The organism is Acetivibrio cellulolyticus CD2, assembly GCF_000179595.2.
In the GTDB taxonomy this organism is placed as follows: domain Bacteria; phylum Bacillota; class Clostridia; order Acetivibrionales; family Acetivibrionaceae; genus Acetivibrio; species Acetivibrio cellulolyticus.
Map to the genome: position 1 here is coordinate 1884196 of NZ_JH556653.1, position 15905 is coordinate 1900100.

Sequence of the window (15905 nt, forward strand, 5' to 3'; positions counted from 1 at the left end):
TAATTCATGTATTTCTACAGTTTCTACGAGTGTTAACATTGCAATGGTTATTTATTTGACACACTCTAAAGCGAATTTACAAGTAATTTCATTCCTTCTAATGCCTTACTGTCAGCAACTTTACATTCATCGATTAAAGCAGCGATTTGATGCCTTATATCTGATTTCGCAAAATTTTGCATTTGCATTTCGTTTCTGGCATATCCACCAAGGACATCCGCCATTTTACTTACATTTTTTGCCACTTTAGCAAACTGCTCCTCAATGACTTTGCACGTATTGCTATGCTCTTTCATTTCTTCTGATAATTTTTTCATGAAAATCGCTGCATTATTCCGCCCATCAATAAGACAATCCATTGCATCACCTTGACACATAAGACGTTCAGCTAAAATTGGTAAAATTGCATTCTGAGGAAAATCTGACTCATTTAATATAGCACTTTTCCATGCATCATATGCCATTAAGCCTTTTGCAAAAGTCTTTCCACCCCTTTTATCAAGACGTCCAGTCAATACTTTAATTGCGTTTTCAATTATCGCCTTATTTGATATTGGCAGTTTATTTTGTTCTCCAAGTGAAATAACTGCTATAGTCTCATTATTTTCCCACCATTTACTTGAGATGAAATATCCAGATTCATCAATCCTAACATCTGTTGCAAACTCAGTTGCATCTTGGAAAAAGTTCCACCCCAACAAAGTTTCACCATTATCTCTGTAACCAGAAATAATACAGGCTTCTGGCGGTCCAATTATTCCTAATGCTATGCATGGAAATCCTTTATCTATTTGTTTTGTAATAAAACTTATAAAATCATTTTTATTATCAGAGTTATTACTACTGTTGAATTCTATATCGCACGAAGTATTCGCCCTTGTTATTATTTGGTATTCCCGTCCTAGTGCTTCAATACCTAACTTATATGTTTCCTCTGGGCTATCAAAAGTGTGCATAATATCTACATTCCCACAATTCCATGAAGTGGTATCCCATGTTAGCCTAAAAGCTGCTCCTGTTGATACCATTGAAAAGTCGATACTTACATCCTGACCGAGATAATTTGCACAACTTTTTACACACATTGGGTATGGGGTACACCCTTCGGCACCATATTCAACTTTAGATATCCCATATAGTACAACGCTATTTTCGCATTCTTGTTTGCCGCTACTATTCATTTTTATCATCCTCTCTTTTAATTTGATTAAGTAGACCAATTCCGAAAACACAAGTACACAGTTTTATTCTACCTACAGGCGGACGTTTTTTTCTGAACTCAGATGGAGTTAAGCCTGTAATTCTTTTAAATGCACGTGTAAAAGTATCATGATTTGCAAATCCATACTTTGTTGCAATGTTTATAACACTTTGGTGGTTATATAGTAGTTCATATGCTGCATTGGAAACTTTACGAGTAATAATATACTTCGAAAGAGACATGCCTGTCCTTAACATAAAAATTTCACGTATATGTGCTAAAGAAAAACCTGTAGCCCTTTCAAGTTCTTTATAGTCTATCTTATCCTGTATTCTGTTTTCAATAAAAATGATAATAGAACTTATAGTCAGAAAATAATCCATTTATGCCACCAGTATTTCCCTTCATGAATTATTTTCAGTATATCACACCACAAAAAGATTTCTCGACTTTTTTAAGGAAAACAATAAAATGCGCTTTCCAACTAAGCAACCGTACCAGATCATTATCGCGAATTATATAATCTATATTCAGTGGAAGCTTTACAATAGTGCAAGTACATATTATGGAAAGAACATTGCGAAGAGCCTTAGAGAATGTAGACGAAGCGAAGGATAAGTCGAATCACCTGTTTGAGCGTAGCGAGTTTGATTCGACCCGTAGCGAGTCGTACATTCTCTTAGGCTTGTAGCTTAGTTCTTGGAATAATGTGCACTTGCACGGCGGCGAGTACCCCTCTTCCTCACAAAGACCTACTCAAACCCACTAACTACATGGGTTTGGACGTAGAGTTAAACTCTTTTATTACAGAAAAAGGAGCGGTCCACTTTCGAACAGCTCCTTCAATCCTTATCAAACATCAGCCTGCGCTCTGAACCATATCCTCTGATTTGACCAAACCGCTTTGAATTTCTGACTTGAGTTCATTTACAATATTTAATGCGGCCTCAAAGTTCTCATAAAACATTACAATAAAGTCCCTTGGTTGAGCATCAAGTATAGCCTTTTCCAGCGCCTTTTCCTCTGAGTAGATGATCTCAACATTTTCCTTTGAAACTCCGCTTTTTATAGCTTCATCATAGAAAATTCCGGCTACTTCACCAGGCTCCCTGCCTCTTAGATCCGCATCTTCCTTTATATATAAACGATCAAACCCAGCAGCACAAATTTGAGCAGCACTGCACATACTTGAGTCCTGCCTGTCTCCCGGCATACCAATAATCCCTACCAATCTATTAGCTTCAAGCTTCTTTACAAATTTAATTACCTCTTCAAATCCTGCCGGATTATGACTGTAATCCAGCATCACCTTAAATTCTCCCATATCAAATATATTAAATCTTCCAGGGTTGGAACTTGTATCCGGCAAGAATGAAACCAACCCAGCTTTTATAGTCTCGAGAGGCATATCCAATCCCCAAAGCGCAGAAACTGCTGCAAGGCAGTTTTCTATATTACACTCCAGGATGCCTCCAAATGTAATAGGTATATCCTTGGTCTTTGCAAGCTGAATGGTTACTCCTTTTTTAACCAAAAAGATCTCTCCGCCATCAAGATACACTGCTCTCTTTCCCTGCGAAATGTGATCTTGCATAATAGAACTATGTTTATCTTTTGAAAACAGTATAACTTTACTTTTTGCCCTATCCATAAAATACCGGGCAAATCCATCATCTGCGTTTATAACTGCATATCCCTTAGGCTTGACCGCTTCAATTACAAGAGACTTTGCAGATGCCAGATCTTCAGCGGTATCAACTCCATCTATACCCAGGTGATCTTCACTTACATTCGTGATAACTCCAACATCAGCAAGGTCATATCCAAGGCCTTTTCTAACAAGTCCACCCCTCGCTGTCTCAAGCACTGCTGCATCTATAGACTTGTTTGAAAGTAACATTCTAGCACTAACAAATCCGGTATTATCACCCTTTAATATACATTCATCACCAATGTAAATTCCACTAGTAGTTGTCATACCTACTGTTTTTCCCTGAAGTTCCAAAGTATGAGCTATAAGTCTTGTTGTTGTGGTCTTTCCGTTCGTTCCTGTAACAGAAACAATAGGAATTGAATGGGCTTCTCCTTCAGGAAACATCATATCCAAAACATCAGATGCTACATTTCTTGACTTTCCAATAGTAGGATAAATATGCATCCTTAGACCTGGTGCTGCATTAACTTCTATTATAGCTCCATTTTGATTGTATAACGGCTTAGATATATCATCGCAGCACACATCAATACCTGCAATATCCAATCCAAGAACTTTTGCTGCACTTACTACAAGCTGCGCGTTATGAGGATGAACTTCTTCTGTACAATCCCTGGCTGTTCCGCCGGTACTTATATTGCTGTTATATCTAAGGTAAACAATTTCATCCAACTTAGGAACATAATACTCATCGCAGTCCTGATTGAGCAGAACCTTTTTAGCCAGATCGTCAAGCTTAATTTTTGTGAGAGGCTTTTCGTGGTCAGCACCTCTCAATTCATTAGAATTTTCTATTTCCACCAGTTCCGCAATATTATGAACGCCATCTCCGCTGACAGACGGCGGACGCCTTTCAGCTGCTGCGGATACTTTATCACCAATTACAAGTACCCTATAGTCCTTACCATAAATATACTTCTCAACTAAAACACATTTGGAAAACTTTTTCGCTTCTTTAAATGCTATTCGTACATCCTGCTCGTCCCTAATGTTAACGGTAACTCCCTTACCCTGATTACTATCAAGTGGTTTGACAACTACAGGAAAACCTATTTTTTTTGCAGTATAGATAGCCCCTTCCTCACTATATGATACATCACCCTCAGGTACAGGAATCATAAAATCTCTCAGAATATTCTTCGTTAAATCTTTGTTACTGACTGTATCTACTGATATGCAGCTTGGCGAATCTGTAAGTGATGCCTGTATCATTCTCGAGTATTTTCCATATCCAAGCTGTATCATGCTTCCATTCCCTACACGTGTAACAGGTATACCCCTTTTTTGTGCTTCGGCGTATATAGCTTTTGTACTCGGTCCCAGGTCATTCTCAACGGCTATTGCCTTTAAATTTTCCAGTTTATTTGAAAAGTCTACTTCTTCATTATTCAGAATCCGACAAATAAATTCAAACACAGTTCGGGCACATTCTATAGCACATTTCTCATTTTTATATTCAAATACAATATAATAGAGAGAGGGCTCATTTATAACTCTTGTCTTACCGTAGTGAACTTCATATCCAAGCATATTCTGGAGCTCTAATATCATATGTTCTGCCACATGGCCTATATAAGTTCCTTCACCAAGTCTTTCTAAGAATCCTCCTTCATAACCGAGGGAACAATAGTGTGTGCGCAATCCCGGAAAAGTTTCCAATATCTTTTCATTAAAACCTTCAAAATCCTTTGTAGGGTTTTTATACAGTTCACCAATATCCGCTAATATTTTTATTACAGGTTTGTGACTATAAATATTCCTTCCGCTAAAGCTCTGTATATTTAAGATTTGCACTTTTTTTCCTCCTAGACAATATGCCCATTTCACAGCAGCAACTGTTACAAAAATAAATATCAGTTTATTCTGAATACTTCCCTGTCCATCATATTAAATCCATACCCATGAGGCAGAACATGGATTGTAACGTTTGTAATGGCAAGGAGCTCATCCGGCTTGAGTTCTGATACGTTTGAACTCTTTATGGTATTTCCATCCACAACTGTAACTGCATTTGAACCAATTACTTCGAAGTGGGCATCGGGATAAACTCTTATTGCAGTATCTTCATCAATACCAATACCCAACATAAAAGGATTCTCAGCTACACCACACAGAAGCCTTCCAATTCTGCCTCTCTGATCAAAATGCTGGTCAATAATAGCTTCTTCCAGCAATCCAAGCCCTGGCGCCATTTTTAGTGTACATTTTCTTGCAGGCCCATTACTATCTCCTTCAACTATCATTGTATTACTCATTACTGAAGCACCTGCACTTGTACCAACAATTACTACTCCCCGGGAGTACACTTCCTGCAAGGCTATGTTAGTTATTGTTCCGCCAAGAATACTTGTAATTCTAAGCTGATCTCCTCCTGTAAAGAAAACTCCACCGCAGCTTCTTATTATATCTGCATTTCTTTCATCATTTGCCTCATCCCTAGTGTTAATATTCAATACCTGTATATTATTAAGCCCCAAAGACTCAAAAACCATTCTGTAATTGTTTCCTACTTCCTCAGGCTTTTCCGTTGCAGTAGTTAATACTACGAGGCTTCCCTGCTGATGTCCGACAATATCAACAACATGTTTTAGAATAGTCTTATTTCCAACCTTGTCTTCGGCTCCACCTATTATTATCAAATTTCCTTTCACTTTCTCATCCATAGCTGTCCTCCAACCAAATTCTTATTGCACTATAAAAAAGCAAGGATTTATCCTATCCTTGCTTTTGATAAGTACTACATTCCCAAATAGTGTCTGGTGTAATTCATTATTACTCCGCTAAAAATCAAACCAATACCCATCAGTATTATACTTGCAACAATTACAAACAAGCCTGCTCTACTGCCTTTTTTTGTTGAAAGTATACCCATTATCACACCCACTACTCCGAAAATAAAGGGATATGCAAAAAGTGAAGCAATTGCACATATTACTCCTATTACAGTTAAAAAACCTGCACCTTTTGCAGTCTTTGCCCGAGTATCAACTCTTTCCATAAAATCACCCTTTTTAAAGAGATCGAACTTAAGAATAAAATAAATAATTATCTTTACAGTTCGCTATCCCTAAGTATTTACATTTTTGCAAACTCATATTCATAATTTGTAGAAGCACACTATAAATCTTCATAAAAACCCTTTCTGATTACCAAACCATTATCTACAAATTTTTCTCCACCTATGATAACGCTATTAATGCTGAAATCCTGCTTGTTTATAATAAGTATATCCCCATCACTGCCTTCAGCCAGTGTCCCCTTTCCAGGAAAAAGTTTAATTCTCTTTGCTACATTTTCTGATACGGTTTTAAGTATCGTAGTAAGATCAAGCTTCCTATCTAAAATACAAATTCTTATATCTTCAAACAGTTGTAATGCCTTTCCTACCGATGGCCCGGAACCAGTTGAAGGAATACTGCCATTACCGTCCGATGATACAGTCACCCGCTCCATAGCAACCTTCTCTCTTAGGAGCAGTTCCATAGCATCAGGTATAGAATAACCAGATTCACTGCTCTGCCCGGCGGTCAAATCTATATTCCCCCCGCTGTTTGCAAATTCTATAGCTTGATGGAATAAATTCTTATTCCTGTTAAGATGTGTAGGGATGAACATATCAATAGGAAAATCCGAGTTCTCAATAAGCTCCTTAAGTGGCCTCAAACCGTTCTTCCCATCCCCGACATGTATGTGCACAATACCAGCCTTCTTGCTTAAAAGGCCACCTAATCTTGCTTCATAAGCAACCTCCCTGAGCATATCTATCGTTGGGTGGGATGACCTATGGTCAGATATCGCTATTTCTCCTATCCCAATAATCTTATCAATAAGAGTTATATCCTTCATTGCCTTACCTGTAATAGTTGCTGTTGGAACTTCATAGCTCCCTGTATATATATATGTGTTTAATCCTTCTTCTTCCAAGGCCCGAGCCTTTGCCAAAAGACCCGCTATATTTCTGGTTATGCTGTCAAAGCCCAAAACGCCTACAACAGTTGTAATTCCTGCAACTAATATTTCACTTAGTTTAATTTCAGGTATTCTGCTTATAAATCCCTCTTCTCCACCCCCGCCTGTTATATGAAGGTGCTGATCTATAAAACCCGGACAGATTATTTTATCTGTGCAGTCAATAATTTCTACATCACGCAGGTTTTCTCCCGGTACGGTATCATCAATTTTACATATTTTGTTCAATACAATTAGGATGTCTTTTTTCCCTAGATACTGAGGCGCATAACATATACCATTCTTTAGAAGTTTGAACATTCCACCACCTCCTTTTTATGTATGGTACGCAAATAATTCTTTTTCATGCGGAAATTATTTTTTCACAAATTATATATTTTTTCGACAAAACATGTACACATGTTTATCATTTATATCCATATTCTTGTAACAATGCTAGTAATTACGGTTGCGAAGTCATTTTTTATTTGCTAATATTTAAATAATACTTTATGTAAATTTAGATTTACATAAAAATACATTTTTAAAATAAAGGATGGTCAAAGTGGCTGCAGATTTTAATCTTCTAACCTCAAAGCAGAAAAAGGTCTATTCTGTTATTGAGTCATTCATCAAATTAAAGGGTATTCCCCCTACAGTGAGGGAAATAGGAGAGATGGTTGGTGAAAAAACTCCTGGTGCAGTCCAGGGTATATTAAACCGTCTCGAGCAAAAGGGTGTTATTAAGCGAGAAGTTGGTATGGCAAGATCAATACAACTTGTCACCGATACATCACAATACATGACCCCTGTATATTTGCCTAAAATAAAGAAAATAACAAACCGTAACATTTCCGATTTGTTTAATATCTATAACATAGTAAAATATTATCCGTTCCCTTCAGAATTATTTAAATCGGAAAACGCTTCAGAAAACTACTTCATAATGAGTTGTCCTGATAACAGTCTTTTAAACAGCGGAATAAAATATGAGGACTGTCTTATTATTGACAGGCAATCCGCAAATAGCTTAGAAGACGGGGATATTGTATTAGTATTGTACGATAACCATGCACTTTTAAGATATTTTAGTAAACATGAAGACACCAACAATGTAGTTTTAAAAGCAGATAGTGACCTTATAGGCAAGGATGTCTTTAATAAGGATGAAGTAATGATTATAGGTAAACTTATTGGAAAATATACAAAGTATTAAAAAAAAAACTGTCGTGCACTGATGCACGATAGTTTTTTTTGGAATTATGTAAAAAAGTCGGCTTCGCTAATTTCTTAGGCATTAAAAAACCTATGGCTATCTACGCAGCCATAGGTCATTTGTAGATTTATTTTACATCTTCTCTATTTCTTCTTTTATTAGCCTTCCCATTTCTTTAGTCCCAATAACTTTTGAGCCTGACGATGCTATATCCGCCGTTCTATACCCTGCATTCAACACATTTTCAACAGCTTTTTCAATAACTTCACTTTCCTTTTCCAGACCAAAAGAGTATTTCATCATCATAGCTATAGAAAGAATTGTGGCAATTGGATTTGCCTTATCCTGACCAGCTATATCGGGAGCAGATCCGTGTATAGGCTCATACAAACCCAAAGTCCCCTGTCCAAGGCTTGCGGATGGGAGCATTCCTATAGAACCTGTTATCATCGAGGCCTCATCTGATAGTATATCACCAAACATATTTGATGTAACTATTACATCAAATTGCATTGGATTTCTTACAAGCTGCATTGCCGCATTGTCTACATACATATGATTAAGTTCAACCTCAGGGTAGTCCTTAGCCACCTTCAAAACTACTTCACGCCACAGTCTTGAACTTTCAAGAACGTTGGCTTTATCTACCGAAGTAACCTTTTTATTTCTCTTCATTGCAGCTTCAAAAGCTAGTCTTGTTATCCTCTCAACTTCAAAAGTGCTGTATTTTTCAGTGTCATATGCAGCCTGGCCCATATCACCTGCATCAACTCTTCCTTTTTCACCGAAATACATACCACCGGTTAATTCGCGAACTACCATGATATCTATTCCGTCTTTAACTATATCAGGTCTTAATGGTGAAGCATCCTTTAAAGCGGAATAAATAACTGCAGGCCTAAGATTTGCATATAATCCAAGTCCTGCACGTATTCCAAGCAGCCCTGCTTCAGGTCTCTTATCGCCCGGAAGTGTATCCCATTTTACTCCACCGACAGCTCCTAAAAGTACAGCATCACAGCTTTTGCACAATTCAAGAGTCGCTTGTGGAAGAGGTTCACCATAAGCATCTATTGCACATCCTCCAAGTGCGCCTTCCTTCAATTCAAACTCATGATTAAACTTCTTTTTTACCGTATTTATAACAGCAATAGCCTCTCCTACAACCTCAGGTCCTATTCCGTCTCCCGGCAATACTGCAATATTAAATCTACCCATTTTGTACACCCCTCATAAGCTTTATTTTAAATACCATGCTATGCACCGTTTACAATTGCTATGCAACTTCGGTTATAATTTCACTCATTCTTTATAAAATTATAAAACGTAAAAGATTAATATTCTTCCTGATATTAATCTTTATTTAGTAAGTTTTTTTAATGTTTTTTGACAAAAGGAGTACGAATCCTAATTTAAGGAATAAGTGGATGGCAGCGGAAATTATAGTTTCGCCATTCCTACGTTTTCTTTTCTATACTGGAGCGGAGTCATTTTAACATACTTTTTGAATATATCGTTAAACCTCTGCTGATTGGAGAAGCCCACACTAAGGGCGATATCACTGATCTTTAGTGTTGAGTCCTTTAACAACTCCTTTGCCCTTTCGATTCTAGTTTTCAAAAGATAATTAATAGGACTTATACCCGTTTCTTCTTTAAAAGCACGGGTAAAATAACTGGTACTCAAGAAAACATATTGAGCTATATCCTTTAAAGAAATTTCCCTTTCATAGTTATTGTTTATATAACTTACCGATACCTGTATCAATTCCTTTAGCTTCGAGCTTTTATTCTTTATGCTGTTCTCCCACTCCATTTTCAGGGCTCTGGAAATCAGGACGAACAACTCCATTACGAGCATGTAATTTAGCAGCTCACTGCCTATATCAGGATTCTCTTTTTCCTTCAAAATCCTGTTCAGAATATTTATTATCTCATTTTTTTGGCTCACTTTAAGTGTTAAAAAAGAGCCCGATTCTTTTCCACTTACAAAGTCCAAAAAGTATTCAAGGGACACCCCTGAAAACTGCAAATCAAATTCATTTACAAATTTAAAATTCAAAACAATAAATTCGCAGCCCGACTCCGACTTTACTATAAACTTGTGGAATTGATTTGGCTTAATAATTATTATATCATTGGGTCCTATCTCTGCAGGATATCCGGAGATCTCAAATACAGCGTTTCCTCTTTTAATATAGACCATTTCGTAGAATTCGTGGCGGTTCGGTTCCATAGACCACGTTGTATCATGAAATCTTTCTATGGTCTTAACTATCACAGGTAAAAAAGTTGAAGAGTTTAAAAGACTCTCCCAGGCTTTTGGAAGTATTCCACCATCCATTTACCTCACCCCATTCCATTTTGTCACTCATTTCCCCTTCGTTTCTGTCTAAACCATCCAAATTCTCTAAATACATTTAATCCTCCAAGCTTTTCATGACGGTAATACCCAGCATTCCTGAATACCCCCTGATTTACCGTTCTTGCATCCTCAATCGAATAAAAAGCTTTTGGATTGGACTTTGTAATTATGCCTAGAACCTCGTTTAGATCTTTTCTTTTTATAATAGTATAGACAATCTTTACATCCCCGTTCGCTCCCTGAGCATCTATTACAGTAACGCCAAATCCAGCCTTATACAGGTGCTCTCTAAGCTCATCATTGTACTTTACCAATATCACCCTTACAACCAGCATCCCAATTGCGAGTTTTTCTTCAAGCATCATCCCAACAAATGTACCAGCTGCGAAACCACCGGCATATGCAAAATAGCACACAATATTATCCAGATGTTTCATTATCTGACTAATAGCTGTAATCCATACCAATACCTCAAAAAAGCCAAGCAGCGGAGCCAGATTTTTCTTTCCTCTTGAAACAAATATAATACGTATAGTACCAATTGTAACATCAACAATACGTGATGAAAAAATAAGCAACGGCAAGACAACCCAACTAAATACATCAGTGTTTACAATCTGTATAAAGTTTATTGCCCTCATCTCCTTTAAGGCAAAATTTTGCACTGATGATACTTTTAATTCTACAGAAACAAAATAAAATGGTCAACCATCCAAACCTTCGAGATCAAATTGGGGAATATACTCACAAGATGCCGAATCTCTTTCCTGAATATATCCATTCTCAAATCCAAGTTTGAAAAAGTGGTTTAATACCTTGTCATATTCTCTTCTGGTAATTCCCCTATTGATCTCGGGATAGTTTTCCGCCCTATAACAAGGAGTATATTGGCTCATTAAACTTATATATATATCATCAGGCAAATTGTTTTTAATATAATCCAGTACCTTCATAGATTCCCCCGAAAACCCCGGAAGTATCAAATGTCTTATAATGAGACCTCTGGTGATTATACCATTTTCATCAAATACAGGTCCTCCCACCTGCCTGTACATCTCTTTTATTGACTCCGATGCAGCTTCAAAATAATTTTTTGCACCGGAATACTTTGATGCAGTGCTATCTTCTATATATTTGAAATCAGGAAGATACACATCAACCAAACCTTCAACCATCTTTAATCCATCAATAGTTTCATACGCATTTGTGTTATATATAACTGGTATTTTAAGGTTCGAAGAAATCTCAAGGCTTTTCTTTATTTGCACGGCATAATGTGTCGGGTTAACCAGATTTATATTATGCGCTCCCATTTGTTGAAGCTTTAGATATATGTTACTCAGTTTCTCAATAGAAACCTCTTTTCCAACATATTCCTGACTTATATTATAGTTCTGGCAAAATACGCATTTTAAATTGCATCCGGAAAAGAAAACCGTTCCCGAACCATTTGTACCACTTATACATGGCTCTTCCCACTTATGAAGAAATGCCTTTGCCACCTTTGGTGTATCGTAAACTCCGCAAAACCCCTTCTCAACTTTTCTATCGACCTTGCACTGTCTTGGACAAATTCCGCAAATTTCCATAGCTTATACCCCTATTAATTTAATACTTATGCTTTACATTATTTCCAATTGAAAATATAATGAAAATAAGTGAATATATCATTAACTACCAAAGTAAAATAATTATATATTATTATAACATCCCTGAACCTTCTAGGGGATATCAAAAATATTCAGAATGAACTGTTATTTGTTTATACCATGTTGAATGGTAAGCAATGGATGGAAGCGGAATGAGCAGATAAGGTATAAACATTAAATAAACGGGCGACAGCCAGGAGGTAAGAAAAGTGAGAATAAGTGGCATATCATATGCACACAGAAAAACACATAAAGTAAGGACAATAATTATGTCTATGATTATATTGGTACTGATTGCTGCTATTGCATTAATGGGTATTTCCACCTATACAGGATGGACCTTAACCCATCCAAAAAGGAAAGCTATACCTGTTTTTTCGTCTAATATCGTTCCGGACAATAGAAATATTTCATTTAAGGACATAAAGGATGAGATCACTTTGAAAGGGTGGTTCTTTGAAGTCAAAGGCAGCAACAAAACATTGATTTTAGCCCATGGCTACCGTCAAAACAGGCTTCAATACGGAGAAAACACACTTCCTCTGATAAAATCACTTCTAAATCAAGGTTATAATGTATTGACCTTTGATTTTAGAAACTGCGGCGAGTCTGAAGGGAATTTAACTACTGTTGGCATTCATGAAAAGGATGATCTCCTGGGTGCAATAAGGTATGCCAAGACCTTAGGTTCCAAGCAAATAGTTCTTATGGGCTTTTCAATGGGTGCAGCGGTAAGTATTGTGGCTGGAGCTCAAAGTAAAGATGTCAATGCCGTAATTGCAGACAGCCCTTTTTCAGATATGGAGGAATATCTTGATAAAAGTCTTAGTGCATGGAGTAAACTTCCTTCATTTCCTTTCAATCAAACCACGTTTGCGTCCATGAAAATATTATTAGGGGTTAATCCTAAGGAATTCAGTCCAAGAGATGTAGTTGCCAATATTGCTCCAAGGCCTCTCTTTTTGATACACAGCAAAGATGACACGTATATTCCTGTGGAAAACAGCCATGAGCTGCTTAAGGCAGCCGGAAGTTCTGCAACTTTGTGGGAAACGGAAGGCGTCAACCATGTAGAAAGTTATACAAAACTAACTGATCAGTATCTGCAAAAAGTAACTGAATTTTTAAATTCACTAAAAACTGATTCCAATAATAAGTAAAATAAATGCTCCGAAAGACAACCAGTCTCTCGGAGCATTTATATATCTACTAACTAATTATTTAATGCTTTACAATAATCAAATCTCGCCTAACAACTCAAGCAGGCCAATAATAACTCTTGCAGCTTGTTCTCTGTTTGCATTATCCTTTGGATTGTATACATTTCCCGGCATTCCATTTATAATTCCGTTTGCTTGAGCAGCATATACCGAAGCTTTACCCCAACCGTTAAATTTATCTTCATCATTAAATTTAACAGTTGCCTTTTGAGCTTCAACTGCAATATCTGTTCCGTTAACATACTTGTAAGCATTCATAACCATTACAGCCATCTGTTCTCTTGTAATATTGGCATTAGGATCAAACAATCCTCTTCCAAGTCCACTTACAAGTCCAGCTCTTTCAGCTGCTTCAACGTGTAATGAATACCACTTTCCGTCCGGTACGTCACTGAATTTTCCTGTATATTCTGATGTTTCTATGCCCAATGCCTTTACAAGGAATGTAGCAAATTGAGCTCTTGTTACCAGACCTTTAGGACCAAAGTTATTAGCATCTATACCTTCTGTGATATTTCTTGCTGCCAGAAGTTCAATATATTCTTTTGCCCAACTGGTTGAAGACACATCCGCAAAGGATTTGTTATACTCCATTACTGAAAACTTTGTAAAATGGTTAGTAGTAGCACTTACCTTTCCTGTTGCTGCATCATATTTCCCACCTACAAACTTCCATTTCATAGTAGTTTCATCGAGATAGTATACTGCCAATTTTTTTGTGTTGACTTTTGTTATATCTATGCCTTCCACGGCAAGTTCAATTTTCACCTTGGCTGCAAACTTCGTAACAACAGTTTGGGTTGTACCGGATACAGCTATCAGTTGTATCTCATAAACAGGTCCGGACGTAGTAAGGTTATTCATTGAATTTTTCGGTATAGTTTCTAAAACGGTAGTATCAACCGGGGTTAAATTAATCTCTAATTGTGATCCAATGTAAGAGGATATTAGTGTAACAGGAATTTCAAGTTTAACCTGATTTGCTGCTATTATTAAATCAACTTTTTCCTTTAAAATCAAGTCAACAGCTTCAGATTCCAAAACCAGTTTGTTGCCCATTGAAATATCTGCAAGATCAAATGTTATAGCCTTGGCTTTTCCATCTGCAGAAATTTTACTTTCCACTGCTGCTTTATCAATCTTAATTACTGCTTGTGGCGTTACAGTTAAAATCGGTGTTGGTGTTGGCAAAGTTGGCACTGTATCACCGAATATACCACCGCTATCATTACCCGATGTTGTTGATGGAGCTAAAATTTCAAAAGTCTCACTGCTTGAGGCTGACTTCGAGTTAACTGTCACTCTTAACATATAAGTTCCTTCAATAAGATCTGGAATTTCAAAGCTCATAGAAGTCTTACTGGCCTCATCTGGAATAACTGTTGCGGATACGTCCCCGGAAACAGCATCAATAATCTCTATTGTGTTTTTTTCAGGTATAGAGGAGAAGTAATCCCCATTAATAACCATACTGCCGCTAATGCTATCCTCATGAAGGTTTGCTCCTTCAGTTGAGATATTATCTATCACAGGTATAGGTTGAATTACTTTGAATAGAGTTGAATTATGAACTAATGCAGGGTCAGCAATTTCAACCTTAATATAGTACGTGCCTGCATCTAATGTATCAGGTATGACAAGTTTTCCACTTGCACTATTAGAGGAACCTAAAAGAGTTTTAACAGACTCTACCCCACCTACATTTTCGCTATCCAAATTTGTCAAACCAACTGTAATTTCAGTTCCCTCTACGACCTGCTGTGTATACACAGTCACCGTTACAGTACCTTCGATTCCTGCATATTGGGTTGAGGAGCTTAGAGAAACACTAAGTATAGCCGGATCTTCGGTATTGGATATAATTGTATAGGCTGTACTGTCATTTGATGCCGTAGATGTAGAAGCTTTTATTTTATAACTTCCTGCCGGAACACTGCCAGGAATTGTTAGTGTCAGTATGGCATTATTACTGTTAATTGTCCCAACGGCAGCAGTAACACCACTAACAGCATTACCATTAGCTTCAACAAGAGCAACTGCAACAGATGTACCGTTACCTACATTTTCTGTTACAACTGTCACATTCAAACTTTGTTGTGTTCCTGTAACATGACTTGTTGAACTTGCTGCTACGGAAGTTATTTTTTTCTGCGCGCCCTCCGAAATAGTGTATTCGGTTGAATTATCATAGATATTAAGTGATGATATATTCACTTTTATTTTATAGCTTCCTGCTGAAATACCTGTAGGTATTGACAGTGTGAGTACGGCAACATTTTCGCTGACAGTTCCGGAAGCCAGGCTGACTCCCGCAACTGATGTGGTTCCGTCGCTTTGTACAAGTTGTGCGGTTATTGCTGTTCCATCGGCAACATTTGAAGTATCTACAGTAGCTGTAACTGATTTAATGACACCTTCCACATGTGAACTGGACGAAAGAGCTACCTTAACAATATCAGGTTCGGCAGGAACCTGTGGAGGATTTACCCCAAGTGCAAATACCGCCATAGGGTAAACTAATACAAGTACACTAACTAAAAATGCCAGTAATCTCTTTTTCATGCGTATCCACTCCCGTATTTAGTATTGTATT

13 protein-coding genes are annotated in these 15905 nt (G+C 37.2%); 2 read left to right on the forward strand and 11 right to left on the reverse strand.

Annotated features, from left to right (window positions below):
• Nucleotides 1-65: 65 nt before the first annotated feature.
• The 6 genes from ACECE_RS0210345 to iadA all read right to left on the reverse strand — a co-directional run bounded on the left by ACECE_RS0210345 (nucleotide 66) and on the right by iadA (nucleotide 7184).
• A complete protein-coding gene (locus ACECE_RS0210345) occupies nucleotides 66-1181 on the reverse strand; it encodes a hypothetical protein (protein ID WP_010681138.1) in 1116 nt (371 codons plus the stop codon).
• Entirely contained in the window at nucleotides 1174-1584 is a 411-nt protein-coding gene (locus ACECE_RS0210350) for a helix-turn-helix transcriptional regulator (RefSeq protein ID WP_010681139.1), read from the reverse strand. The genes ACECE_RS0210345 and ACECE_RS0210350 overlap by 8 nt, the downstream gene beginning before the upstream one ends.
• Before the next feature lie 476 nt (nucleotides 1585-2060).
• Nucleotides 2061-4709: a cyanophycin synthetase gene (gene cphA / locus ACECE_RS0210355; protein ID WP_010681140.1), complete on the reverse strand. Its 2649-nt coding sequence runs from the start codon at nucleotides 4707-4709 to the stop codon at nucleotides 2061-2063.
• A 59-nt stretch (nucleotides 4710-4768) separates the two neighbouring features.
• On the reverse strand, nucleotides 4769-5578 hold the full coding sequence (locus ACECE_RS0210360; protein WP_010681141.1) for a cyanophycinase: 810 nt from the start codon (nucleotides 5576-5578) through the stop codon (nucleotides 4769-4771).
• A 74-nt stretch (nucleotides 5579-5652) separates the two neighbouring features.
• Entirely contained in the window at nucleotides 5653-5913 is a 261-nt protein-coding gene (locus ACECE_RS0210365) for a hypothetical protein (RefSeq protein ID WP_010681142.1), read from the reverse strand.
• 119 nt (nucleotides 5914-6032) lie between these two features.
• Complete coding sequence (gene iadA / locus ACECE_RS0210370; RefSeq protein ID WP_010681143.1) at nucleotides 6033-7184, reverse strand: beta-aspartyl-peptidase; 1152 nt, start codon at nucleotides 7182-7184, stop codon at nucleotides 6033-6035.
• A gap of 235 nt (nucleotides 7185-7419) precedes the next feature.
• Here iadA and ACECE_RS0210375 point away from each other — a divergent pair, with 235 nt between their 5' ends.
• Complete coding sequence (locus ACECE_RS0210375) at nucleotides 7420-8079, forward strand: LexA family protein (protein ID WP_083878476.1); 660 nt, start codon at nucleotides 7420-7422, stop codon at nucleotides 8077-8079.
• 132 nt (nucleotides 8080-8211) lie between these two features.
• Here the strand turns inward: ACECE_RS0210375 and leuB are convergent, their stop codons facing one another.
• From leuB to ACECE_RS0210395, 4 genes are all read right to left on the reverse strand, one after another.
• A complete protein-coding gene (gene leuB, locus ACECE_RS0210380; RefSeq protein ID WP_010681145.1) occupies nucleotides 8212-9297 on the reverse strand; it encodes a 3-isopropylmalate dehydrogenase in 1086 nt (361 codons plus the stop codon).
• A 222-nt stretch (nucleotides 9298-9519) separates the two neighbouring features.
• The gene (locus ACECE_RS0210385) at nucleotides 9520-10422 is read right to left on the reverse strand and encodes an AraC family transcriptional regulator (protein WP_010681146.1); all 903 of its coding nucleotides are present in this window, start codon (nucleotides 10420-10422) and stop codon (nucleotides 9520-9522) included.
• A gap of 23 nt (nucleotides 10423-10445) precedes the next feature.
• Complete coding sequence (locus ACECE_RS0210390; RefSeq protein WP_040428334.1) at nucleotides 10446-11084, reverse strand: DUF2179 domain-containing protein; 639 nt, start codon at nucleotides 11082-11084, stop codon at nucleotides 10446-10448.
• A 63-nt stretch (nucleotides 11085-11147) separates the two neighbouring features.
• Nucleotides 11148-12032 (reverse strand): radical SAM protein, encoded by an 885-nt coding sequence (locus tag ACECE_RS0210395; RefSeq protein WP_010681148.1) that lies wholly within the window; start codon nucleotides 12030-12032, stop codon nucleotides 11148-11150.
• Nucleotides 12033-12301: 269 nt separating this feature from the next.
• Between ACECE_RS0210395 and ACECE_RS0210400 the strand changes: the two genes are divergently transcribed.
• Nucleotides 12302-13252 (forward strand): alpha/beta hydrolase, encoded by a 951-nt coding sequence (locus tag ACECE_RS0210400; RefSeq protein WP_010681149.1) that lies wholly within the window; start codon nucleotides 12302-12304, stop codon nucleotides 13250-13252.
• 78 nt (nucleotides 13253-13330) lie between these two features.
• On the opposite strand, the gene ACECE_RS0210405 is transcribed toward ACECE_RS0210400, so the two are convergent.
• On the reverse strand, nucleotides 13331-15874 hold the full coding sequence (locus ACECE_RS0210405) for an S-layer homology domain-containing protein (protein ID WP_010681150.1): 2544 nt from the start codon (nucleotides 15872-15874) through the stop codon (nucleotides 13331-13333).
• Nucleotides 15875-15905 lie beyond the last annotated feature (31 nt).